Origin of the sequence: Roseivirga sp. UBA1976, assembly GCF_002336325.1 — a bacterium.
In the GTDB taxonomy this organism is placed as follows: domain Bacteria; phylum Bacteroidota; class Bacteroidia; order Cytophagales; family Cyclobacteriaceae; genus Roseivirga; species Roseivirga thermotolerans.
The window spans coordinates 1-24253 of the sequence record NZ_DDDQ01000029.1 but is presented as its reverse complement, the minus strand read 5'-3'; the positions used below and the strand labels follow the sequence as shown (position 1 = coordinate 24253).

Sequence of the window (24253 nt, the reverse complement as noted above, 5' to 3'; positions counted from 1 at the left end):
AGAGCCTAAATGAGATTGCGGATATTTTCCTTTGCGTATGTGAAGTTTTCAGAGGAAAATTCCGCAATGACGTCCTAAGAGGGGATATTTTACTACTTACTTACATCTAACTCAGGTTACTTAAGTCGCAAGAAGTATATTTCTTAACCTTGCCTCCATTTGTGTCTTCACAAATGACTGTTAAAAGACGCTGTGAGGACACAGCTTGTGGCTATACTGGATCTAACAAATGCGATCTAACTGAGTAATCCTAAAATAAAATTAAACCATTTTGCGGCTAACTAAGAGTTGAACCCAGTTACACTCACTCATTAGTCATATGTATTTCACCAATGAGCAATTGGTGTGAACTATAGGTATTACATAAAAAAGGGGAACTGCCAGACACACCGGCTGTTCCCCTTTTTATATAGTAAATAGCTATTAGGATTATTTACTTAAGTCGCATGGCGCATGACCCAACACTTTTCACCCATTTGTGTCTTTACAAATGGTTCATATAAGTCGCTGCACAGACACAGTTTGCAGCTCAAATGGCCCCATTACTCCTATGTGATCTAACTATGTATCCTATAAACTAATTTAATCTAGTCTTTCACATTCACCGTAATGGTCTTGCTCCAGGCTTCTCCATACGACTGATGGATTCCGTTTGCGAACTGAAGAGTTAAGGTATGCTTACCCGGGCTTAACTCAATGGTAGCCTCTGTTTGGCCTTTCCCATAATGAATATGTGTTTCATTAGCCGGAATAGTTTCTCCGGTTTTCATATAACCGCCATCAATAATTATATGATGATGCCCCTTTCCTTTGTTTATTTCACCAGCAGGTTCTACTTCCATTCCATTTACTCCCATTTCTACCAATACAGTGGAAGACACTTCCTGACCATCGGTCAGGTTCACAAAATAAACCCCCTCCTTCTGACCACACGCTGAAACAATAAGGGCAACTACAATTAATAATGAATAGTTTTTCAAAAATCTCATATCTCGTTTTTGGTTTTGCGCTCTAAAATAGCCACTAAGTTCAGTACATTAACAAAGCTTGTTGACGAAGGTTTCATTTATTTCCATAAGCTTATGTATTGCTCATGTCAATAGTTTGAACTTAGTTTAACCGGAAGTTGTCACTATACCATGAAAGGCCCTAAAAAGAAAAAACCTACCAGACGCGATTTCATTGAATTAGCTATCATTCTGGTCGTTTTTGCAGTCATTTACCTTACCGGATCTCAAGCCAAAGTCTTTGGAAAAGTGCAGCAAGCGGTACTCTATACCGGTATAATGAACGCACGGGAACTAGATGAAATGGCAATAAAAGAGGCCAACTACAACTTTAAATTCACCAACGAGTCGGGTCAGATAGTGAGCGCACAAACTCTCAAAGGGAAAACTATTTTTATGAATATTTGGGCCACATGGTGTGCCCCCTGTGTGGCCGAAATGCCCGGTATTAATGCGCTTTACGAAAAAGTCAAAGACGATAAAGATGTTGTCTTTCTGATGATCTCTGAAGACCGCGATTTTCAAAAAGCCAAAGACTGGATAGCCGACAAAGGGTTTGACCTTCCCATTCATCAACTTGCCAGCCAGCTGCCCACAGTATATGAAACGGGAGTAGTGCCCACCACTTTTGTAATTTCTAAAGACGGTAAAATAGTTGTTAAGAAAACCGGAATGGCCAATTATAACACGAAACGCTTTGAGCGCCTGCTTCGAAAATAAAAGCTATTCCCCTATCGCTTAAAGTCACCCCGTTTCAGCCGTGCGAAGTAATCTTGCGATGCTGCCCATGCCTTAGGCGCTAATATGATGGCCGATATCATGGTGGGAATAGCCATTAAAGCAAACCCACTGTCAATGAGGTTTACTACAAAACCCAATGAGGTAACGGCTCCCAAAATGATAGTACCAATGTAGATGTAGTTATACAAATCACCTCGTTTAGCACCAAACATAAACGACATACACTTTACTCCATAGTACGAATAGGAAAGCAGGGAACTTACCGCAAAAACCAGAATACAAAGCCCCAGGAGGTATCCCCCAACACCGGGAATAGCAGCATTGAATGCCTTAAGTGTGAGAGTAACCCCCAGCAAGCCCGTATCTTCGGCCCCTACGAATTCTTCATACACTCCGGTGCCCAAAATAACCAACGCTGTTAAGGTACAGACCAGCAAAGTATCGATTGCCGGACCCAGCATAGCTACCAACCCTTCTCTTACCGGTTCGTCTGTTTTAGTGTCACCATGCACCATTGGTGCCGTACCAATACCTGCCTCATTGGAAAAGGCTGCACGTTTTGCTCCCACAATGATAACTGCACCAACACCTCCACCTAAAATGGCACTGCCGGTGAATGCTTCATCGAGTATAGCAGCAAAAATCCCCGGAATTTCACCCACATTCTGAAGCAATATGTACACCACCAAAATAAAGTAAAGTACCACCATTGAAGGCACCATGCGAGCAGCCACTTTGCCTATCTTTTTAATTCCTCCAAAAATTACGGTTGAAACCAATACCGTAAGTATTGCACCTATGGTAAGCGAAGCGTAAGATATCTGAGCACCTAAAAAAGTAAACGAATCGGCAGGATCGTAGCCAATGTTTGGCCCCAAAACAGTATTGAGAGCTGCTGTGAGTTGGTTGGCCTGAAAGATGGGTAAGGCCCCCACTAGTGCAAAAATACAGAAGAAAACCGCCAATGGTCTCCACTTCTGACCAAGACCTTCCGTTATAACATACATTGGCCCTCCCCTCACTTCACCTTCAGAATCTCGCCCTCGGTACATAACCGCCAACGTACAGGTAAAGAACTTAGTAGCAATACCAAAAAATGCCGAAACCCACATCCAGAAGATCGCCCCGGGACCTCCCATAGTAATGGCCACGGCAACTCCTGAAATATTGCCCATGCCCACGGTGGCTGCCAGAGCTGTTGAAAGAGCCTCGTAATGACTTATTTGTCCCTCTTTGTCTTTCTCATCGTATTTACCTAGCAACACTAATATGGCGTGCTTAAAGTAGAGAAAGGGCATAAACCGGCTGTAGACCATAAAGAAAAGCCCACCACCAATGAGTAAAATAAGGAGCGGAACACCCCATATCCAACCGGCAAAGCCAGAAACAGCATCTTGAATTAAGCCCACAAGTCTAGATTTTAGTCAAGCCGCTATAATAACAGATATGGCTCCATTCACCAACAGTTCTTTATCAAAACGGACGATTATATTTATTAACACTTGTTTCTTTACCAATGAAATGATTTTCATGCTAAGGCTTAGCAGCATTTTCTTAGCTCATTGCTTTAAGATTGATACAGGTCATAACACAATTTAGGCACGATCAATCACATCAGTAGATTTTGTACCTAGAAATTGTGCTTGGAGTATTTAAACGCCCGAATCGACTTCCCTCTTTAGGGCTATCTCTCTTCTCATTTACTGTGCTTCAAGTGTAATAATCAATACTTATAGACCTATTGAACAATTATAAATTATATGATTTTATAACTAAATTAAATAAATTTAAACATGTTTAATTAAAATTATAATCTAATGAAAACTTTAATTAAAAGTAAAAACTTATCAATTAAATTTGTTAGAGGTTTGTTTTCTTTATACATCATTGCATTTGGCCTAGCCTATAGTATTCAATCCTGTACATCTCCTCCTGAGATAGAGCCTATCACAGAAAGGCAAGAGGCTGCCTTAGATTCATTCAAAGAAATTTTATTTGATCAAGGTGTTAAAATTAAAAAAACACTATCTGAATTGACCACAAGATCAAGCTCTAGCGACCAATTTGAGGCGGGCATCACGGAAGAAGGAGCAAAAGAAATGCTTTCTCCAATTCTTGAAGAAGGATTAAAGTTATTGTATTCATATGGGTTTTCAGAAGAAGAATTAGGTGAATCTTTCGGTTCACTGGATAACCCAGAAATAGTCAGTTTAGCATTAACATTAGTGAGGGTTGAAGAGCTTAACGATCAACTCTCAAGCAACCTAGAACAAAATCAATCAACCTTTTTTTATTCAACAGCATATGCTCAAAGTATCAAAGACTGCGCTCTCCGTGCAATTGGTGTTGATAGGCTAATTGATTGGGCAAAGGGTAAATACCTAAGTAGCTACGCAGCTCGAAAAATGCTTATTAAGGCCGTAGGAAAAGCCGCTGCTAGACTGGGGCTTGGCTGGATAGGAACTGCTTTGGCAGTAGCAGAATTTGTTGAATGTATGGCTCATTAACATTAAAAGAGATGTATCAGAAATTCATTATTCCTTTATTCATAATTGCCTCTTTAGTCATTATTTGGGACCTTATTAAGATTCTAAAAACCCCTAAAACTGAACGTAAAGAGAAATACAAAATAAGGTACCTTATACTCTTACTAGTCTTATTTATTTATTTGGTCGTTGAAAATCTATTGGAATAAATAGGAATTACCTATGCCAGTTTTATTGAAACTGGCATAGGTACCTTAATGGTACTTAACTAAACCCTGGCTCATAGCCATCAGATTGATGACCCGGTATAGGGCTCTCGCTCCAACATTGGCATCCCACTCATCTTCTCCGGGAGAAACCTCATTCAGATCGGCACCTACTATTTTCTTACCAGACTGTACCGCTTTCTTAATGAGATACATTACTTGTTCGAATTCAAAACCACCGGGAACGGGCGTTCCTGTGTTGGGACATAACTTAGGATCTAAGCCATCAATATCGAAAGAGAGGTATAGTTTATCGGGTAACTCAGCAATAATTTTTTCACAGATAGCATCCCAGCTTTCACCCCTGTATTGCTGTTCTTTTATAAGCTGGTCGTAAAATGAAACAATTCTTCCTTTAGAATTTCTGACCATTTCGGCTTCTTGCTCACAATAATCTCTAATGCCCACCTGCACCAGTTTTTTTATCTCTGGAGTCTTTAGAGCATTGTACATAATGCTTGCGTGCGAGTATTCAAAGCCCTCATAAGCTATGCGCAAATCGGCATGAGCATCTATTTGCAAAATGGCCAGATTAGCATGCCTTTTGGCGCATGTTCTTATATGGCCCAAAGGCGTACTATGATCTCCACCCAGTAGCACGGTAAGTTTACCCTGCTCTTGCCAGTAGGTGCATTCCTGTTCTACATATTCCATAAGTTGAGCACACTCTCTATTCACCTCTGCAAGAATTTTGAGCATGTACTCTTCCTGTTCCGGGTCGCTCCCCTCTTCAAGCCACTCAATATATTGTTCTGACTTGGCCCTTAGCTCTTTGCCCAAAGAATACCATACTTCCGGTATTTCGGCCATGGCCACTCCAATTTTCCAGGCTTCCTTTACATCGGGCTGCTCATAATCTAATTGAGAAGAAGCCTCCAAAATGGCCTCAGGACCATCAGATGTGCCGGCTCCATAGGAAACAGTTACATCCCAAGGCACAGGAATAACCACAATTTTAGCATCTTCAGTACTGTAGGGCAAGCCAAACAAGGTGCCCTTCACTCCCACATTATTGGGGTTAAAATCATCAGCATTTGTCATAGGGTTGTCTTTTAAGACCTAAATAATCTAACCCAACTAAATGGGTTAGACCATTGGTGTTTCTAACATAGGCAAGTGGCTTACCCAATCATATCACGAACAAAGGTTGGCAAAGCAAAGGCTGCCTGGTGTAAGTCCGCATTGTAGTACTTCAGTTTTGCCGATTGGGCAAAAGCCTCTACCTCTTCTTTGCTCTTTTGTTTGAGCGGATGCGCCTTGCCCTTAGAGCTATAGCTAAACGACCACATACCGGTTGGGTAGGTAGGAATATAGGCCAGATAGCAATGCACCTTGTCCTGTCCAAAAATACCCCTGTAGGTCTGATATATCTCTTTGAACACCTTGCTATTGAACCTTGGTGATTCGCTTTGAGTAATCATTATGCCGTCATCGCTCAAAATACGATAAACCTCTTTGTAGAAGTCCACGGAAAACAATCCTTCTGCCGGCCCCACCGGGTCGGTAGAGTCTACAATAACCAGATCAAAGCTGCCATCGGCCGCTTCATTCACATACTTAATTCCATCGTCAACAATCAGGTTCAGCTTAGGATCATCGAGGCTCTGCGATATACTGGGTAAGTGCAACTTACTGGCCTCAATCACCTTATCGTCAATCTCTACCATTACCACTTCTTCCAGTTGTTTATGTTTGAGCACCTCTCTGGCCGTACCACCATCGCCTCCGCCAATAATCAATACCCGTTTTGGATCGGGATGAGTGAGTAAGGGCACATGACTAATCATTTCGTGGTATACATACTCATCCACTTCGGTGGTCATAACCATACCATCAAGAGTGAGCATGTTACCGTAGGCCTGCGTATTGTAAACGGCCACTCGCTGATAATCCGACTGAACATCGTAAAGCTTTCCATCATGCTTTAATGAAAGGGCTATTTTATCATCGCGTTCGGTAAACCATACATCACGGGTTCTTATTGGGCTCCCATCTTCTGCACTTCTTTCATCGCGCATGGCTTTTACTTCAAAGTTTCTTCTTTTGAGCAATGCCATTTCTCCACGCTTCAACTCCACAGCCGAACCATGACCGGCTTCAAACGCATCTTTTAGCATTTGATAAGAAACCCATGGATTTACGGTATCTCCGCAAGTAAAGAGGTCTACCGATGCATAGCCATATTCCGGCCAGGTATGTATGGCCAAATGGCTCTCCTGAATTACAACCACACCACTTACGCCATAGGGTGAAAAGTGATGAAAGGTGGAGTTAATGATGGTTGCGCCAGCCTCTTCGGCTGCATTTTCCATGCTCTGCTCTATGTGAACCACATCGTTCAGTGCCTCTGGAGAACAGTTATAATATTCAACAATAATGTGTCTTCCTAATGATGCCATGCGCCAAAAATAAGACCTTCCTTCTTTTCAAAGGCAAGGATTTTTGAAATTAATAGCGCCACGGCTTTTCAGGAAGCCTGACCGGGATAGTAAAAGTCTTTCTGAATGGCCATATGGCCTGAAACATGGGCCCAGCTTTCCGCTTCAAAAGTAAGCCATGCGCAGGTGGCTGGAGCATAAGGCTCATAATTACCGCTAAGAAAGGAGTACAAATCAGAAATACCCGGGTTATGCCCCACAATGGCTACATGTTCAAAATTATCATCCATTCTGTTCACAAAAGCCTTCATTAGATTACCAGTTGCTTCATACAGTTCTTCTGCATCCATTAAGCGGGGCACCTCAGTAAGTGCGGCACAAATATGCTGGCTGGTTTGTAAGGTTCTAAGGGCAGGACTGTGATAAATAGCATTTAGTTGAAAAGGCAACTGTTTTATGTAACCTCCCAGAATTATACCCTGCTTTTGTCCGTTGCCACTAAGTTTACGATCAAAATCTCTCTTCTTTTCATCGGGAAACTCGGCCTCTGCGTGCCGAATAAGCAATAAATTTCTAACCATTTAGATAGTTCTTCAGTTATGTGACCATCAACGAACAATCCGTTGAATTGATACATGCAAAATAGGGCGAAAACTTATTTCGCTTGTTTTTTTGAAAGTTTTATACGCATCTTTGAAGCGATCGGAATTTTAAATCTAGCCAGAATATGTCGAAAAATCTTGTCATTGTCGAGTCACCGGCCAAAGCCAAAACTATAGAAGGATACCTTGGAAAAGACTTCAAGGTAGTATCGAGCTACGGCCACGTACGCGACCTACCCAAAGGAGATAAAGCCATTGATATTGAAAATGGTTTTAAGCCCACCTACGAGGTTACAGCCGACAAGAAAGAGGTCATAAAAAACCTTAAAAAACTGGCTAAAGAAGCCGAAATGATCTATCTGGCCAGTGATGATGACCGCGAAGGAGAAGCTATTAGCTGGCACCTCAAAGAGGCCTTAAAGCTTAAAGAAGATCATACCAAGCGAATCGTTTTCAGGGAAATTACCAAGTCGGCTATTCAGAAGGCTCTGGAAAATCCTCGCACCATTGATGAGGACCTGGTAAATGCACAACAAGCTCGTAGAATTCTCGATCGTCTGGTAGGTTATGAGCTTTCTCCCGTGCTCTGGAAAAAGATTAAACGAGGACTTTCTGCCGGCCGGGTACAGTCAGTAGCCGTACGGCTGGTGGTAGAACGAGAGAGAGAAATAGATCAGTTTGAGGTAAACTCCTTCTTCAAAGTGTCGGCCATCTTTGATATAGACGGCAAAGAACTGAAAGCAGAAATCCCTAAACGGTTCGATTCTGAAGAAGAAGCCAGGGCTTTTCTGGAAAGTTGCAAAGGAGCTTCTTACACTATTGAATCGCTCGATAAAAAACCGGCAAAGCGATCTCCTGCAGCACCTTTTACCACCTCTACCCTGCAGCAAGAGGCTAGCCGAAAACTGGGCTTTTCCGTATCGCAAACCATGACACTCGCCCAACGCCTCTACGAGGCCGGTAAAATCTCATATATGAGAACGGACTCGGTGAACCTTTCTGAAGAAGCCGTTTCGGGTGCGCTCAGCGAAATTAAATCGGCTTTTGGAGAAGCTTATGCCAAAAGAAGGCAGTTCAAAACCAAATCGCAATCGGCTCAGGAGGCTCACGAAGCCATAAGACCAACCGATTTCTCGGCACATTCGGCAGGAAAAGATTACAACGAAAAAAGGCTCTATGAGCTTATTTGGAAGCGAACCATTGCCTCACAAATGGCCGAAGCTCAACTTGAGCGAACAACCGTAACTATTGGTATTTCTACCAATAGCGAAAAGCTCGTTGCTCAGGGCGAAGTAGTTGTATTTGAGGGCTTTCTGAAGGTCTACATCGAATCGACAGACGATGATGACCAGACCGAAGAAGCTAAAGGCATGCTGCCTCCGCTCACCGTGGGGCAGTCGCTTCAGCTAGAGTTTATGAAGGCCCGGCAAGGGTTTACACGCCCTCCTGCCCGCTATACTGAAGCCAGTTTGGTGAAAAAGCTGGAAGAAATGGGTATTGGTCGTCCTTCTACCTACGCACCGACCATTTCGACCATACAAAAACGAGAATATGTTCTTAAAGAAAATCGCGATGGTGTAGAACGCAACTACAAAGAGCTGGTATTTAAAAATGACCAACTGAACACCAACACATTGACCGAAATTACAGGAGCAGAAAAAGCCAAACTATTCCCTACTAACATTGCCATGGTGGTGAATGACTTTCTGGTTGACCACTTCCCCAATGTAATTGACTACTCTTTTACTGCCAATGTAGAAGAGGAATTCGACCAAATTGCCAGCGGATCTCAAAACTGGGATCAAATGATTAAGAACTTCTATGGTCGTTTTCACCAAACGGTTGAACAAACCGAACAGATTAAGCGCAGCGATGTAGGCAGCAGCCGAGAGTTAGGCATTGACCCGGAATCTGGCAAACCCGTAATTGCACGTTTAGGTAAATTTGGGCCATTGGTTCAGATTGGAGAAACAAGTGAAGACAGTGAGGAAAAACCGAAATTTGCAAGCCTCAAAAAAGGGCAATTCATAGAGAGTATTACCTTAGAAGATGCTCTTGAGCTTTTTAAACTACCTCGGCAAGTAGGTGAATTTGAAGGCAAAGCCATTACGGCTGCCATTGGCCGGTTTGGCCCCTACCTCCGTCACGATAACAAGTTTGTATCCCTAGGTAAAGAACATGACCCGCTCAGTATCGATGAAACTACCGCCATTGAACTCATAGAAGCCAAGCGAAAAGCCGATGCCGAGAAATTCATCAAAACCTTCGATGAAAACCCTGACGTACAAGTACTTAATGGGCGATGGGGACCTTATATTAAGGTTGGAAAACAAAATGTGAAAATTCCGAAAGACAAAGTAGCAGAAGAGTTGACTTTGGAAGAGTGCTTGGAGCTGGCGGCCAATGCGCCTGCCAAAAAAGGCAGAGGCCGAAAGAAGTAACATTGGCCCCATTGGCCTACTTATTGTTTTAAGTCTCCATTGAAATCATTAGCTTTCTAACTGATCGACTATGAGCAGACTGATACCATTTTCAATCTTTCTGATCTTAATCCTTAGCCCATTCCTCAACCACGCACAACGATTCGAGGAAGAGATGGTTCATATCCAAAATGAAGGCCATGAACTGGGCGGAGCCATTATGTTTCCTGAAGGCTCTAAAAAGAAACTACCGGTAGTACTAATCATTCAGGGTTCAGGACCAACCGATAAAGATGGCAACTCGGCAGCCTTAGAAGGCAAAAACAACTCCCTCAAGTTGTTGGCCGAAACCCTTGCGGCCAATGGCATTGCCTCCTTACGATTCGACAAACGAGGCCTTGGTCTAAGCAACCATACTCCTACCTCTGAAAGCGAACTTATTTTTGAAGATTTTGTAGACGATGCCCGCGCTTGGCTTCACTACCTGTCAAAAGACAAACGCTTTATGAATATTGGAGTAATTGGGCATTCGCAGGGTTCGCTAATTGGTATGCGAATTTCTCAAGAGCCTGGTGTTAAAGCTTTTGCCTCATTGGCCGGGCCATCCCTTACTATCGATGAAACCATTATGCTCCAAATCAAGTCCAACCCCTTCAACCCATCGAACATTGTAGAAGAAGCCAAAAGCATTTTTGCCCAATTGGAGCAAGGCAAAACCGTTGAAAATATACCGCCCTATTTGCTCAGTGTTTTCAGGCCGAGCGTACAGCCCTTCATGATTTCATGGATGAAGTACGACCCATTGGTTGAAATGGAAAAACTCGAAATCCCCATATTGGTGGTGGCGGGCAGCACCGACTTACAAGTGACTGTAGATGATGCCCAACGCTTGCAGATTGCCAATGAAAGGGCAGAACTCAAAGTAATTGATGGTATGAACCACATTCTTAAGAATGCTCCGGCCGATAAGAATAAAAACATGGCATCTTATACAAACCCGGATCTACCACTGAACGAAGAACTCAAAGAAACCATCGTAGCCTTTTTCGAAAAACACCTCAAATGAACAGAAAAGAAGCAAGAACTATACTCGAAAACTGGACTAAGACTGAAAGCCTACTGCGGCATGCCCGAAGTGTAGAGCTGGTTATGGAAGCTTATGGAGAGCATTTTGGCGAGGATGCGGAGCAATGGGCAATAACGGGCATGCTCCATGATGCTGACTACGAGGCATTTCCTGAAGAACACCCTCATAAAATTGTGGCCCTGTTAAGAGAGAAAGGCGAAGACACAATGGCCCATGCCATAGCTGCCCACTACACCAAATGGGGTGTGAGCTATGAGACTTTGCTTGATAAAGCACTATTGGCCTGCGATGAACTCACCGGATTTATTATAGCCTGCTGCCAGGTAAGACCACAAGGAATTGACAGGCTGACTCCCAAATCGGTTAAGAAAAAACTCAAGCAAAAGAGCTTTGCAGCTAAAGTAGAAAGAGACGAAATAGAAACAGGTGTTAAGCTTTTAGGAGTAGAACTAGACGACCATATCCAATTTATTATTAACGTTTTTGAGAAAAACAAAGTGGAGCTGGGCATTGGCTAACTCTTGCAGTATGAAGAAACTGGTAGCATTGACAGGAGCCGGAATAAGTGCGGAAAGCGGCCTTAAGACCTTCCGCGATTCTGATGGCCTTTGGGAAGGGCACGATGTAACTGAAGTGGCTACTCCCGAGGCATGGCAACGAAACCCGGAGTTGGTGCTCAAGTTTTACAACGAACGTAGAAAGCAAGCCCTCAATGCACAGCCCAATGCAGCCCATAAAATATTGGCCGAATTAGAACAGCATTTTGAAGTCACAGTAATTACTCAAAATGTAGACAACCTGCATGAAAAAGCCGGCTCAACCCATGTCATCCACCTGCATGGTCAATTGTTTGAATCGCGCAGCAGCATTGATGAGCGCCTTATATACACGCTAGACGACTGGCAGCTAAACATTGGCGACCTTTGCGAAAAAGGCAGTCAGCTCAGACCAAATATTGTGTGGTTTGGTGAAGCAGTTCCCATGATGGAACCGGCTATTGAAGAAACTGTAAATGCCGATGTTTTTCTTGTGATTGGCACCTCTTTGCAGGTTTATCCTGCAGCTGGTTTGGTGCAATACACTCCGGCTCATTGCCCGATTTATTTGGTAGACCCTAAACGACCACCCTCCTATTTGGGCAGAGAAGTAAGTTATATTGAAGACAAAGCGTCTTCCGGAATGCAACACCTGAAAGAAATATTACTCAAAACCTAATTTTCTTTAGGACTTTTTGGAAAATTAGTTTTGCTTTGCAAGCATCATGATTTTATGAGAATTACATCTACCATACTTGCCGTCCGTGCACTGGTTCTGAACCTGGGGTAATCTCCCGGTCGCCTACTCTTTTTTACTTTTTACTTTTCATAATTCTCAACAATGACATCTATTCCTCAAAATAAATTCAAGAGGTATTTTCAATACCTAATTGCTGCCATACGCGGCAATGAAGAAGACTTCACCACCGGCAGCATTAGAAAAGCCATTTTCATGCTTTCAGTACCCATGATCCTCGAAATGCTCATGGAGTCTACGTTTGCCCTGGTCGATATAGCTTTCGTTTCCAGAGTATCTGTAAATGCCGTAGCTACTGTGGGTTTAACCGAATCGGTAATTACGCTGCTGTATGCTCTGGCCATTGGTCTAAGTATGTCGGCAACAGCGGTAGTGGCCAGAAGAACTGGCGAGAAAGACAAAAAAGGCGCTGCTGAAGCGGCCGTACAGGCCATCATTCTCGGCACTATCATTTCCATTGTTATTGGTGCCATAGGCATTATTTACCCCAAAGAAATTTTGGGGCTTATGGGTGGTGAGGCTTCTCTTATAGAAGAAGGCTACGGCTATACCCGCATATTGATAGGTGGTAACATTACCATTATGCTACTCTTCCTAATCAATGCCATTTTTCGTGGTGCCGGAGATGCTTCTGTGGCTATGTGGGCTTTAGTGATTTCCAATGGTCTCAATATTATTCTGGATCCCATCTTCATTTTTGGCCTGGGCCCCATACCGGCCTATGGTGTGGAAGGAGCAGCCATAGCCACCACCATTGGTCGAGGTGTAGCAGTGATCGCTCAGTTTACCATTCTTTTCTTTGGATGGAGCAGAATAAAACTGAGTATCAGAGACTTTGTGTGGAAAGCAAAGGTGATGCTCAATCTCATTAAAATATCGTTGGGAGGTATAGGCCAGTTTCTCATTGGTACTTCCAGCTGGGTGTTTCTAATGCGCATAATGTCTGAGTTTGGTAGTGATGTGCTGGCCGGTTATACCATTTCCATTCGTGTAATGATGTTTACCCTTATGCCTTCGTGGGGAATGAGTAACGCAGCAGCAACTTTGGTTGGACAAAACCTTGGAGCCAAACAACCGGAACGTGCAGAAGCCTCGGTATGGAAAACAAGTAAGTACAATGCCATTTTTATGGTGCTCATATCGTTGGTGTATTTGCTTATGGCCCAACAAATTATCAGTTGGTTTAGCGATGTGGACGATGTAATCACTTACGGTGCATTGAGCTTGCAGGTAATCACAGCAGGCTATGTGTTTTATGCTTATGGCATGGTGGTTACTCAGGCTTTTAATGGCGCTGGCGACACCCAAACTCCAACCATAATTAATTTCTTTTGTTTCTGGCTGTTTCAGATACCCCTGGCTTACCTGGCTGCTCTTTATTTAGACTGGGGGCCTATTGGCGTTTTTGGAGCCATAACTATTTCAGAAATGCTGATTGCAGTGGTTTCTATTATTCTTTTTAAGAAAGGTAAGTGGAAAGTCACTCAGGTATAGGCGGGCTTCATCACACCAAACGGAGGTTACCTCAAGTGTCAATTAAAACTCACCCTGAACCTGTCTGTAACCAAGACAGGTTCAGGGGTTTTTAAGTCTCTGATATTCAATAGTGAGGAGTTTTAGAATCAGCCCGTCTGCATACAAACAAATTAAGAATGAGCTTTTTTTGACTTTTTGATGCTGCATTCACTACGTTAAAGAGAGGCTATCTGTAGAATTAGAGGTTGGACAGTACCTTTTCATTGGCACACCACATAGAACAATTGCCTTTGTCATCGCTTTCAATTCTGCCAATAACTCCATACTTTATGCTATATTTTTTTAAGCATGTCACAATCGTTTTATCCTGAAAGCCCTAAAGCTTTCAAAGATGATCTCACCAAATTATCCGGTCAATATCGTTTACAGATTTTCATCAACCTCATCGCTATTCTGGTCTTTATTCTGGTTTACTTGGCCATGATAGTGGGCTCAGTCAATCTCATTTACGAGATCATTACTTTTCCTCTACCCAAAAAATTTAACCATTGGCACTTGCTACTCAAGTTTGGTATGGCAGGTATGGCAGTCATGCTTTTTTTATTTCTTCTCAAGTTTATCTTCAAGAAAAACTCTGGAAGTGGTACTGACCATGTGGAAATAAAGGAAAGAGACCATCCAAAGCTCTTTCAGTTTATCCGGCAATTGAGCGATGAAGTTGGTGCGCCTTTTCCTAAAAAGATATTTGTGAACCATGAAATCAATGCCTCGGTGTTCTACAACAGCACCGTTTTTAGTCTATTTTTTCCCGGCCGCAAAAACCTTTTGATTGGCCTTGGACTGGTAAACAGTATCAATCTCAGCGAGTTCAAAGCGGTAATTGCCCATGAGTTTGGCCATTTTGCACAAAGCAGCATGAAGCTGGGAAGCTATGTATATATGGCCAATAAAATCATTCATGACATGGTGTATGAACGAGACAAATGGGACGAAACATTAGAAAAGTGGCAATCTTTAGACGTTCGTTTTTCCATTTTTGCGTGGCTGCTCATGCCCATTATTTGGCTGGTTCGTTTCCTCATGAGTCTATTATACAAGGGGTTGAACGCTCTGCACGCCTCGCTTTTGCGGCAAATGGAATTTAATGCCGACCTGGTGGCCGTAAGTGTAACCGGTAGCAACCAAATAATCAATGGCTTGTATCGGTTGGGTTCTGCGTCTGAAGTGATGAATGTGGTCATTTCTAAGCTGGTTGATGCCCGCGATGAGCATCTTTTTACCAACAACATCTTTCATCATCAGTCCGAATGTTTTTCCTTTTTTAAAAAGAAGCACCCTGCCTTTCGGGAGACACTTCTTGAATACCGACTGAAAAACTCGGATACATCAGAATATTGGCTTTTTGAAGGAGATAAAGACAAGGAGGCGCCCCAAATGTATGCCAGTCACCCCTCTAACTTTCTGAGAGAAAGAAATGCCAAGAAGAACTACGTGAAGGGTACCAGTGACGACCGAAGCCCATGGATTCTGTTTAGTAACAAAGATGAACTGGCTGAAAAAGTTACCTCAAATTTCTATGCCCTATATTTTGGAGAGAAGCCACAGGAGATTAGTCCTGCCAGTGAGGTTCAGAAGTTTATTGAACAAGAACTTTCTGAGGGGGAGTTTCCTGAGCATTATTTGGGCTTTTATAATTCTCGAAACATTCATATTCCCGAAGAGCAGGAATTGGAAACCCTTGTTAACGGCTCAAAAGGGCTCGAGGAGGTTGAGCTTTGGGGGAAGGAATTTGAACAGAAGATGGCGGCTATTGCCAAAAACCAAAATCGTATAATTGAGGTGGTGCAATCTATGGAAACAGTCGATCAGAAATGGTCTTTAAAAGCCTCCAATGACTCTAAAAAGGATAAAGAAGCTCTAAAGAAAGAATATACTGAGTTGGTCAAAGTTATGGAGAAAGACCATGAATGGTACAAGCAAGAAGACACTAAAGTGCTCACAAAGGTACTAGCCTATTACAACGAAAATCATTTATCTACCGATGAGCTGCTGGGCATCTACAGGTTCATTCGTTCACTAAATCTTACCTACTCAACGCTACTAGACTGTCAAAACCAATTGGAGGAGCAAATACAACACATCATTAGCAAGAAGCGCATTACCGATGGTGAAATTGCCATGATAGCTCATGACTTGCGTAAAATTTATTTACAGGTTGAAGAACTGCTACTAAAGGCTGATCATGTAGAGATTCCGCGTTTGAGTCATGTTTCAGAAACCAAACTTAAAAGCTTTCTGCTTAAAGAACAGTTGGCCTTTATCTCCCAAAACACACTCAACTTTGAAAAAATACAACTGTTTAGATTTCAGTTGGCCGATATCAAAAACAGGCTGGACAGAATCTACAATAAAGCATTGACTGAAATGATAAAGTTGCACGAAGTGGCCTACGCCCCCAACCAAAAAGTAGTTGTATGATTATTGTAACAGACCCGCGTGTATTAAATGTTTTCTCTGCTTATCCTGATGAAGTGCGGCTCAGAATGTCTAACCTACGGAGTCTTTTAATAGAAGCCGCCACAGAAATTGAAGGTCTAAGCCAATTGGAAGAAACCCTAAAGTGGGGAGAACCCAGCTACCTTACCGCAAAAGGCAGTACAGTTAGAATGGACTGGAAACCAAAAGCAGCCGATAAAGTAGCCGTATACTTTAAGTGCACCTCTCGTTTGGTTCCCACTTTCAGGACCCTGTATGATCAGGCCCTTCAATTTGAAGGTAACCGATCCATTGTTTTACCTTTAACTAGCCCTTTTCCTTATAAAGCGCTAAAGCACTGTATACAAATGGCCCTTAACTACCATAAAATTAAACACCTTCCACTACTGGGCAATTAATGAAAGCCATAGGTAAATATACGCTCAGCGAAATTTCATTTCTTCTCTACATAGTCTCACTAGTTATGCCAGCCTTCTGGTTCAATGACCTATTGGGTTTTCATTGCCTGATTCTTGGATGGATAGGAATTTTCGATCTTTCATTCTTTGGTCTGGCTAGGTTAGCTAACCCATGCTATTTCATTGGACTCATTATCTCCAAAAATTATCCCCGCCAAAAGCTAATGTTTGCCTCATTGGCAATACTCTTTTCATTATTCACGTTTCTAATCCCTGAAATACCAAACGACACAAGTTCCGCTAGTACCAAAACCGCTGTGGGCATTGGCTTTGCCCTGTGGTTTTTGAGCTTCTTAACCCTCTTTATTTATGCTTCGCCTATAAAAACTGAGCAAAATTAGCCGGTGCTTTAAATACCTCATTTCAAAACCAGTGGCCTCTGCCATGCCATCTTCACGCTTGCAGAGCGGCCTTCTCAAGGCTATTATTCACAGCCATTGCCGCTCTTCTACCTTCTGCAATAGCCCAAACTACCAGGCTCTGACCTCTTCTACAGTCACCTGCGGCAAAGATCATTGACCGACTGGTTTCTCCCGTCTTTTTTAATGCCTTGAAGCCAGTAGTTTTTACATTGCCGTTCGGGTCTAGCTCAAGGCCAAACAGGGTAGAAAGGCTCTTTTCATGATGCGCGAAACCAATTGCCAGAAAGGCCAAATCACACTCAATCACCTCTTTAGAACCGGGAATTTCTTCATACCGAAACTTCGCTTTATCTGTCCACCGTATTCTTATCGTTTCCACTCCTGTGAGCTTTCCATCTTCTCCAATAAACCGTTTGGTAAGCACAGACCAATCTCTTGCTACTCCTTCCTCGTGCGAACTTGATGTTTTCAAGGTCATGGGCCACTCAGGCCATGGATTGGTTACAGTACGCTCTTCCGGTGGTTTTTCCATTAGCTCAATCTGGGTAACACAAAACGCCCCTTGCCTGTTGCTTGTCCCCACACAGTCGGCTCCGGTATCTCCCCCCCCAATCACTAACACCTTCTTATTCTTGGCATTCAACTCGGGAGATATCCGATCTACCTTTCCGGAAATCAAACGATTCTGGTGACTCAGAAAATCCATGGCAAAATGGACTCCGCTTAGGCTTCTACCCGGAATGGGTAAGTCTCGGGGCACCGTTGCCCCAACACAAAGCACAATAGCATCGAACCTCTCTTCTAGCTCTGTCACGCTAATATCGTTTCCTATCTCAGTGTTGCAGCAAAAGTCAATGCCTGCCCTTTGCATCAGTTCTATTCTACGATCGATTACGGTTTTATCTAATTTAAAGTCTGGAATGCCTAATCTCAAAAGCCCACCGGGGGCTTCATCACGTTCAAAGACAGTTACTGAATGTCCTTGCTTGCGCAGTTCTTCCGCAGCTGCCAAACCAGCAGGCCCTGAACCCACCACAGCAACTCTATATCCTGTATCATCGGACGGAACAATGGCATGTTCCCAGCCTTCCTGAAAGGCTCTTTCAGCAATTTCGAGTTCAATATGTTCTATGTTAACTGCTGCGTTGTTTAAACCTAAAACACAACTAGCCTCGCAAGGAGCCGGGCAAATTCGACCGGTAAACTCCGGGAAGTTGTTGGTACTCTTGAGCACCTCCCAGGCCTCCTTCCACTGCCCACGATATACGGCATCATTAAAGTCGGGTATTTTATTGCCCAACGGGCAACCTTGATGACAAAAGGGAACACCACAGTCCATGCAGCGGGCGGCTTGCTCATGGTATTGTTGTTCGTTCCAGGGTTCTACAAATTCCTTGATGTGCTGTAGTCTTTGACTGGCAGCCTGTTTGTTTTTGCGTTCTCTGCCATATCTTAAAAATCCTTGTATATCTCCCATTATGCCATCACATTTTTGAAGTCTCTTTTTTGAGCCATTACTCTTTTATATTCTGTAGGAATAACCTTTACAAAGTCTGCTTTGGCCAAAGGCCACTGACTCAACAGTTCAATAGCTTTTACACTATTGGTGTATCGATGATGCTTCTCTAACATCATATGCAGGAAGTTAAAATCATCTTCCTCGGGGTATTCGAGCTGAACAAGCTCCAAATTGCAACACGATTCAAAGTCAAAGTTGGCCGCATATACATAGGCTATTCCACCAGACATTCCGGCTGCAAAGTTTTTTCCGGTTTCACCTAAAACAATTACCCGGCCTCCGGTCATATATTCGCAGGCGTGGTCGCCCACCCCCTCTACCACTGCACTGGCTCCAGAATTTCTAACGGCAAATCGTTCTCCTGCCTGTCCATTCACATAGAGCCTTCCTCGGGTAGCACCATACAGGGCCACATTGCCAATTAGTACATTATCGGCCGCCTTGCACGTAGTTTCCGGCTTAGGGTATATTACCAGTTTACCACCGGAGAGTCCTTTGCCAACATAGTCGTTGGCCTCCCCTTCCAGGTTAAAGGTGATACCATGGGCTAGAAAAGCTCCAAAGCTTTGGCCGGCCGTACCGCTAAAGTCTACTGTAATGGTGCCATCCGGCAGGCCTTGCGGTCCGAATTTTTGAGTAAAAGAACCGGAAAGCATAGCCCCGGTGGTTCTGTTTTCATTATGAATGAATTGTTCGAACCGTACTCGTTCTCCATGGCGAAAGGTAGGCTGAGCCAACTCAATGAGCTTTACATCGAGCACGTGGTCAATTCGTGAAGGTTGCTGTACTGTTTTATGCTGAGGAGCCCCTTCTGTAGCTAATGGATTTTCTAAAAGTGCACTGAGGTCTACCCTACCTCCTTTGCTAATGGCTTTGTCCTTATTAAATGCCAGTAGGTCTGTTCGGCCAACCAGTTCATTAACCGTCTTAACCCCCAATTGGGCCATAATATAGCGTAACTCCTCGGCCATGAGCCTAAAGAAGTTTACAATATGATCTACTTCACCGGTAAAGAGCCGCCTTAATTCAGGACGTTGAGTAGCTATACCAACCGGGCAGGTATTGAGGTGGCACTTGCGCATCATTATACAGCCTTCTACCACCAGCACGGCCGTGGCTACACCCCATTCTTCAGCGCCCAACATAGTGGCTATGGCCAGGTCTCTGGCTGTTTTTATTTGACCATCGGTTTGTAGCTTAATACGGTTGCGCAGACCATTGCGCATGAGCGTTTGGTGTGCTTCTGCCAGACCAATTTCCCAAGGGATGCCGGCATGTTGAATGGAACTGAGAGGGGAAGCCCCGGTGCCTCCATCGTGGCCTGAAATAAGTATGGTGTCTGCGTTGGCTTTGGCCACCCCGGCCGCAATGGTTCCTACTCCTGCCTCTGCTACCAGTTTCACACTCACTTCCGCTTTTGGATTTACATTTTTAAGGTCGAAAATGAGCTGTGCAAGATCTTCGATGGAATAAATATCGTGGTGTGGTGGTGGAGAAATAAGGGTTACACCCGGAGTAGAATGCCTAATGCGGGCTATGTTTTCATCAACTTTTAGTCCGGGGAGTTGGCCTCCTTCTCCCGGTTTTGCTCCTTGAGCTACCTTTATTTGTAGCTCATCGGCATTGATAAGGTAATGAGTGGTAACCCCAAAACGGCCACTGGCCACCTGTTTTATGGACGATCTTGCCAATAATCCATCCTTTCCGGGCGTGAATCGCGAAGCATCTTCTCCTCCCTCTCCACTATTCGACTTGGCTCCAATCAGGTTCATGGCTTTGGCAATGGTAGTGTGAGCCTCCTCCGAAATGGAACCAAAAGACATAGCCCCGGTTGCAAAACGTTTCATTATTTCGCTGGCTGGTTCAACCTCCTTTAAATCAATGGCTGATGATTCCCTGAAGTCGAACAGACTTCTCAACGTTACATGGGCACTTTCTTGCTGATCTATCTCTCTGCAATAGGCTCTGAAAAGCTCCTGATCATTCAAACGGGTTGATTTTTGGAGCAAGTGAATGGTTTTTGGGTTGAAAAGGTGTTTTTCTCCTTCTACCCTCCACTGGTATATTCCTCCATCGGCCAATGCACTTCCGGAGTTAGTAACCGAACGGGTGAGCTGCTGATTTTGTATTAGTTCCTGCTCTAGCTCTTCAAATCCCTTTCCACCAATACGTGAAGGGGTTCCTTTAAAACATAGGTTCACCACCTCATCATTCAAGCCAAGTATTTCAAAGATTTGAGCGCTTTCGTAGGACTGAAGGGTGGAGATACCCATTTTGGAAAGAATTTTCCTTAATCCATAGCCAATGGCCTTTATATACTGACTCACCGCTTGCTCTTCTTGTTCTGGCTCTGTTAGCGAGCGAATGGTGTCTATAGCCAAATACGGACAAACAGCAGAGGCTCCATAGCCAATAAGCGTAGCAAAATGATGGGTTTCTGTAGCATCTCCGGCCTCAATAATAAGACTTACTCTTGCCCTAATGCCTTCTTTGATTAAATGGTGGTGTACTGCTCCGGTAATGAGCAGCGAAGGAATGGAAAGCTGGTTAGGCTGTGGTTTATTACTCAATACCAGGAGGTTTGCTCCGGCCCTTACCCACTGGGCCGCTTCTTTCGCTTTCTGTTCAATAGCCTCTTTGAGTGCATACTTCTCAGGATTGTAACAAGCTTTAAGACACTGACTGTTGAACCCTTCAGGTGGTCCATTCCTTAATTTATCCAGTTTCTGTGAAGTGAGAACGGGTTGTTCAAGTACTATTTTTCGAGATGTGGGGTCATTGTCTTCCAGTAGATTATTGGATTGCCCCAGGTAAACCGCCAAAGACATCACGGCCTTTTCGCGAATGGGGTCTATGGCCGGGTTGCTCACTTGGGCAAAAAGCTGCTTGAAGTAATTGGAAAGGTGAGCATTTCGCCTGGCAAATACGGCCAATGGGCTGTCGTTTCCCATAGAGCCTATGGGCTCTGAACCACTGGCCACCATAGGCTTTAGTATGTACTTAATGTCTTCTTTGGAGTATCCGAACAGCAACTGGGCCTTAAGGAGGTCTGAGGGTTCAGGCCGGGCCGCTCGGTGGGCGTTGGATTGGAATGGTTCACCCAATTCGGACTCATTGATAATTAGCTTTTTGTTCCAGCCTATATAGTCACTGGCCCTGCTTAGTCGTTTTTTAATAGATGCATCTTCTTCAAAACTGTGCTCAACTAAATTGACCAGTAGCATTTGACCGGGTTTTAGCTTACCTCTCTTCAATACATTTTCAGGAGGCACCTCTACAATACCGGTTTCTGATGCAAATATGAGGCGATTATCGTTTGTTAGGGTATATCGCGTAGGTCTAAGGCCATTGCGATCTATGCAGGCCCCTACTTTGTTTCCATCCGTAAAGCATACGGCAGCCGGACCATCCCATGGTTCCAAAAAGGTAGCGTGGTAATCGTAAAATGCTCTTAGTTCGGGGCTAAGGGCCAAATTTTCTCTCCATGCCGGAGGAATAAGCATGGCCATAACACGCTCAATTTCTCTTCCTCCCATTACTAATAACTCTACGGCCATGTCGAGGTTGGCCGAGTCAGAAAACTCAGCCTGGCATATCGGCAGCAATACCTTTAGCTCTTCTTGGCTGAAATGGGCCGATCTGAAAAGAGCTTCTCTTGACTTCATTTTATTAATGTTGCCCTTTATGGTGTTAATTTCTCCGTTGTGGGCGATATACCTAAAGGGCTGGGCCAATCGCCACTCGGGTAACGTATTGGTTGAAAAGCGCGAATGAACTATGGCAAAGGCAGAGGTAAAGTGTGGCGCGGAGAGGTCCGGGTAGTATTCATCGAGCTGCCAGGTGCGCAACTCCCCCTTGTAAACTATGGAATGCACCGAACAGGAAGACATGTAAAATGCTCTTCCGCCCTCAAGCATAGCAGCTTTATGTTCACACAGTTTTCTGAACAAATAGAGCCTTCTGTTTAAATCTATTCCAGAGCCGGCCTCTCCCCTTATGAAATACTGCCAAACCTCCGGTTCGTTGCTACGAGCAAAATCACCAAGTTTTACTCCGTTGGTAGGTACCCTCCTTTTCCATACGCACGCCAGGTTTAACTCCGTTAGAGCCTCCTCAAGCAAGCTAAAGAAATCAGCAGTATTTGAGGAGGGAATAAACAGCATAGCTACACCATAGTGCTCTTTGTCAGGAAGTTGAACGCCCTCTTTGGCTGCCAGTTGGCTAAAAAATGCATGGGGTATTTGGGTGTGAATACCAGCCCCATCGCCCGTCTTATCATCGGCCGCCACACCTCCCCGGTGTTCCATTCGGTGCAACATCTTAAGCGCATCGGCTACCAGGCTGTGCGATGGCTGGTTCTTAAGTTGGGCAATAAAGCCAATGCCACAGGCATCTTTCTCAAACTCTTCTCTATATAGTCCTTTGGGTTTGCTCATTTTGTTCGTTTAAACTTGGCAATCGTTTACGTTGATTTGATAGCTCTTTGTAAAGTCAACCATTCTGAATTTATCTAATTTGTCTGTGTTGAAGCCAGTAGATTTCATAGACCATATGAACTCCATGCTTAGGAAAAACACGAATAAACAACTGTAAACCAACCGATTAAAACCTTAACTTATAGCATGTCCAAGATTCAGAATGAACAACTGCTTTTTGAACTCATACAGTCACTCACCAAGTCTGAGAAGAGAAGTTTTAAGCTATATGCCAACCGGGTAGGAAGCTCGCGCGAAACGAAATACATAAAGCTGTTCGACATAATGGAGCAAATGGATGTGTACGATGAGGCACTGATTCTCAAAAAACTACCCAAAACCAGCAAGACACAGTTTGCCAATCTCAAATCTCACTTATACAGTCAGATTTTGGCTAGTCTGCGTCTTTCTAACCTGAAACACGATATAGACATAGACCTGCGGGAACAGTTGGATTACATTAGGGTGCTCTATAAAAAGGGGCTTTATCACCAGAGTCTGAGGCTGTTGAACAGGGCCAAAAATATAACGGGTGACTATCGAAAAGACTTATTTCAGCTGGCACTGCTCGACTACGAGAAACAGATTAGGTCTCAGCAGGTATTCGATTTGGAAGAAAAACAGGCCGATGAACTCAACGCCCAAACTGAGCAGGCCATGAAGCGATTTATGAATGTGCAACAGTTTTTCACGCTGGCCACTAAGCTAAAAGCCCGCTTTGTGGAACACGGCATGGTGAAATCGGAAAGGGAATTAAACAACCTCAAGGCCCTCTTCTACACCAACCTGCCCGACTTTAAAGAGTCGGAGTTGGCATTCAACGAAAAGTTTTATCTATACCGAGCCTACTACTGGTTTTCCTACCTTACTTACGACTTCGAAAAGTGCATTACCTATGCCGAAAAGTGGATCGACATATTCCACGAAACGGGACTCGATAAGAAAAGACGAGCCGGGTATTTAAAAGGGCTCAATCGATTATTGCAATCGGCCTTCAGAGTAAACAGCATTCAAAAGTTTGAGCACTACTATAGCCTATTTCAACGGTTTGAACAGCAGGAAGGTCCCTCATTGGCCAGTAATACGCAGGTATTATTGGTGAAGTATAAGGCTATTCAGGCTTTCAATCACGTGTTTCTTACCACCGACTTTGAAGGCAAGCTGCCCGAAATAAAAACCATAATGCA

At 43.8% G+C, this 24253-nt stretch carries 17 protein-coding genes and 1 pseudogene; 11 read left to right on the top strand and 7 right to left on the bottom strand.

Annotation, left to right across the window (positions count from 1 at the left end):
- Positions 1 to 587: 587 nt before the first annotated feature.
- The gene (locus tag B3763_RS02720; RefSeq protein ID WP_189630013.1) at positions 588 to 989 is read right to left on the bottom strand and encodes a DUF4399 domain-containing protein; all 402 of its coding nucleotides are present in this window, start codon (positions 987 to 989) and stop codon (positions 588 to 590) included.
- A gap of 150 nt (positions 990 to 1139) precedes the next feature.
- On the opposite strand from B3763_RS02720, the gene B3763_RS02715 reads away from it, so the two are divergent.
- Positions 1140 to 1727: a TlpA family protein disulfide reductase gene (locus tag B3763_RS02715; RefSeq protein WP_189630012.1), complete on the top strand. Its 588-nt coding sequence runs from the start codon at positions 1140 to 1142 to the stop codon at positions 1725 to 1727.
- A gap of 11 nt (positions 1728 to 1738) precedes the next feature.
- On the opposite strand, the gene B3763_RS02710 is transcribed toward B3763_RS02715, so the two are convergent.
- Positions 1739 to 3148, bottom strand: coding sequence for an alanine/glycine:cation symporter family protein (locus B3763_RS02710; protein WP_414706592.1), 1410 nt, complete (start codon positions 3146 to 3148; stop codon positions 1739 to 1741).
- 417 nt (positions 3149 to 3565) lie between these two features.
- On the opposite strand from B3763_RS02710, the gene B3763_RS02705 reads away from it, so the two are divergent.
- Positions 3566 to 4255, top strand: a complete 690-nt coding sequence (locus tag B3763_RS02705) for a hypothetical protein (RefSeq protein ID WP_286743415.1) — start codon at positions 3566 to 3568, stop codon at positions 4253 to 4255.
- A gap of 233 nt (positions 4256 to 4488) precedes the next feature.
- Here the strand turns inward: B3763_RS02705 and B3763_RS02700 are convergent, their stop codons facing one another.
- The 3 genes from B3763_RS02700 to B3763_RS02690 form a co-directional block, all read right to left on the bottom strand.
- Positions 4489 to 5541 (bottom strand): agmatinase family protein, encoded by a 1053-nt coding sequence (locus B3763_RS02700; protein WP_286743412.1) that lies wholly within the window; start codon positions 5539 to 5541, stop codon positions 4489 to 4491.
- Positions 5542 to 5621: 80 nt separating this feature from the next.
- A complete protein-coding gene (gene speE / locus B3763_RS02695) occupies positions 5622 to 6899 on the bottom strand; it encodes a polyamine aminopropyltransferase (RefSeq protein WP_189630009.1) in 1278 nt (425 codons plus the stop codon).
- Positions 6900 to 6967: 68 nt separating this feature from the next.
- Positions 6968 to 7459, bottom strand: coding sequence for a SixA phosphatase family protein (locus B3763_RS02690; protein ID WP_189630008.1), 492 nt, complete (start codon positions 7457 to 7459; stop codon positions 6968 to 6970).
- A gap of 146 nt (positions 7460 to 7605) precedes the next feature.
- Here B3763_RS02690 and topA point away from each other — a divergent pair, with 146 nt between their 5' ends.
- The 8 genes from topA (at position 7606) to B3763_RS02650 (ending at position 17051) form a co-directional block, all read left to right on the top strand.
- The gene (gene topA / locus B3763_RS02685; RefSeq protein ID WP_286743408.1) at positions 7606 to 9921 is read left to right on the top strand and encodes a type I DNA topoisomerase; all 2316 of its coding nucleotides are present in this window, start codon (positions 7606 to 7608) and stop codon (positions 9919 to 9921) included.
- Between the two features lie 70 nt (positions 9922 to 9991).
- A complete protein-coding gene (locus B3763_RS02680) occupies positions 9992 to 10966 on the top strand; it encodes an alpha/beta hydrolase (protein ID WP_286743406.1) in 975 nt (324 codons plus the stop codon).
- Positions 10963 to 11505 carry an HD domain-containing protein gene (locus B3763_RS02675; protein WP_286743404.1) on the top strand — a complete coding sequence of 181 codons (543 nt, stop codon included), beginning with the start codon at positions 10963 to 10965 and terminating at the stop codon, positions 11503 to 11505. The genes B3763_RS02680 and B3763_RS02675 overlap by 4 nt, the downstream gene beginning before the upstream one ends.
- A gap of 10 nt (positions 11506 to 11515) precedes the next feature.
- Positions 11516 to 12202 carry an SIR2 family NAD-dependent protein deacylase gene (locus B3763_RS02670; RefSeq protein ID WP_286743403.1) on the top strand — a complete coding sequence of 229 codons (687 nt, stop codon included), beginning with the start codon at positions 11516 to 11518 and terminating at the stop codon, positions 12200 to 12202.
- A gap of 162 nt (positions 12203 to 12364) precedes the next feature.
- Positions 12365 to 13774 carry an MATE family efflux transporter gene (locus tag B3763_RS02665; protein WP_189630003.1) on the top strand — a complete coding sequence of 470 codons (1410 nt, stop codon included), beginning with the start codon at positions 12365 to 12367 and terminating at the stop codon, positions 13772 to 13774.
- 330 nt (positions 13775 to 14104) lie between these two features.
- A complete protein-coding gene (locus B3763_RS02660; protein ID WP_286743399.1) occupies positions 14105 to 16234 on the top strand; it encodes a M48 family metallopeptidase in 2130 nt (709 codons plus the stop codon).
- On the top strand, positions 16231 to 16650 hold the full coding sequence (locus B3763_RS02655) for a DUF1801 domain-containing protein (protein ID WP_286743397.1): 420 nt from the start codon (positions 16231 to 16233) through the stop codon (positions 16648 to 16650). The genes B3763_RS02660 and B3763_RS02655 overlap by 4 nt, the downstream gene beginning before the upstream one ends.
- A complete protein-coding gene (locus B3763_RS02650) occupies positions 16650 to 17051 on the top strand; it encodes a hypothetical protein (protein ID WP_286743394.1) in 402 nt (133 codons plus the stop codon). The genes B3763_RS02655 and B3763_RS02650 overlap by 1 nt, the downstream gene beginning before the upstream one ends.
- A 52-nt stretch (positions 17052 to 17103) precedes the next feature.
- Here the strand turns inward: B3763_RS02650 and B3763_RS02645 are convergent, their stop codons facing one another.
- The gene (locus B3763_RS02645) at positions 17104 to 18549 is read right to left on the bottom strand and encodes a glutamate synthase subunit beta (RefSeq protein ID WP_286743392.1); all 1446 of its coding nucleotides are present in this window, start codon (positions 18547 to 18549) and stop codon (positions 17104 to 17106) included.
- Positions 18549 to 23027 carry a glutamate synthase large subunit gene (gene gltB / locus B3763_RS02640; RefSeq protein ID WP_286743390.1) on the bottom strand — a complete coding sequence of 1493 codons (4479 nt, stop codon included), beginning with the start codon at positions 23025 to 23027 and terminating at the stop codon, positions 18549 to 18551. Before gltB ends, B3763_RS02645 begins: the two co-directional genes overlap by 1 nt.
- 186 nt (positions 23028 to 23213) lie before the next feature.
- Between gltB and B3763_RS02635 the strand changes: the two are divergent.
- A pseudogene (locus tag B3763_RS02635) lies at positions 23214 to 24253 on the top strand (hypothetical protein); the annotation flags it as partial.

Coding starts and splice junctions, on each gene's coding strand:
- B3763_RS02700 (WP_286743412.1), bottom strand. CDS start 5,541: ATGACAAATGCTGATGATTTTAACCCCAATAATGTGGGAGTGAAGGGC.
- B3763_RS02665 (WP_189630003.1), top strand. CDS start 12,365: ATGACATCTATTCCTCAAAATAAATTCAAGAGGTATTTTCAATACCTA.
- gltB (WP_286743390.1), bottom strand. CDS start 23,027: ATGAGCAAACCCAAAGGACTATATAGAGAAGAGTTTGAGAAAGATGCC.
- B3763_RS02675 (WP_286743404.1), top strand. CDS start 10,963: ATGAACAGAAAAGAAGCAAGAACTATACTCGAAAACTGGACTAAGACT.
- B3763_RS02655 (WP_286743397.1), top strand. CDS start 16,231: ATGATTATTGTAACAGACCCGCGTGTATTAAATGTTTTCTCTGCTTAT.
- B3763_RS02720 (WP_189630013.1), bottom strand. CDS start 989: ATGAGATTTTTGAAAAACTATTCATTATTAATTGTAGTTGCCCTTATT.
- B3763_RS02670 (WP_286743403.1), top strand. CDS start 11,516: ATGAAGAAACTGGTAGCATTGACAGGAGCCGGAATAAGTGCGGAAAGC.
- B3763_RS02660 (WP_286743399.1), top strand. CDS start 14,105: ATGTCACAATCGTTTTATCCTGAAAGCCCTAAAGCTTTCAAAGATGAT.
- B3763_RS02715 (WP_189630012.1), top strand. CDS start 1,140: ATGAAAGGCCCTAAAAAGAAAAAACCTACCAGACGCGATTTCATTGAA.
- B3763_RS02680 (WP_286743406.1), top strand. CDS start 9,992: ATGAGCAGACTGATACCATTTTCAATCTTTCTGATCTTAATCCTTAGC.
- B3763_RS02645 (WP_286743392.1), bottom strand. CDS start 18,549: ATGGGAGATATACAAGGATTTTTAAGATATGGCAGAGAACGCAAAAAC.
- B3763_RS02705 (WP_286743415.1), top strand. CDS start 3,566: ATGAAAACTTTAATTAAAAGTAAAAACTTATCAATTAAATTTGTTAGA.
- speE (WP_189630009.1), bottom strand. CDS start 6,899: ATGGCATCATTAGGAAGACACATTATTGTTGAATATTATAACTGTTCT.
- topA (WP_286743408.1), top strand. CDS start 7,606: ATGTCGAAAAATCTTGTCATTGTCGAGTCACCGGCCAAAGCCAAAACT.
- B3763_RS02690 (WP_189630008.1), bottom strand. CDS start 7,459: ATGGTTAGAAATTTATTGCTTATTCGGCACGCAGAGGCCGAGTTTCCC.
- B3763_RS02650 (WP_286743394.1), top strand. CDS start 16,650: ATGAAAGCCATAGGTAAATATACGCTCAGCGAAATTTCATTTCTTCTC.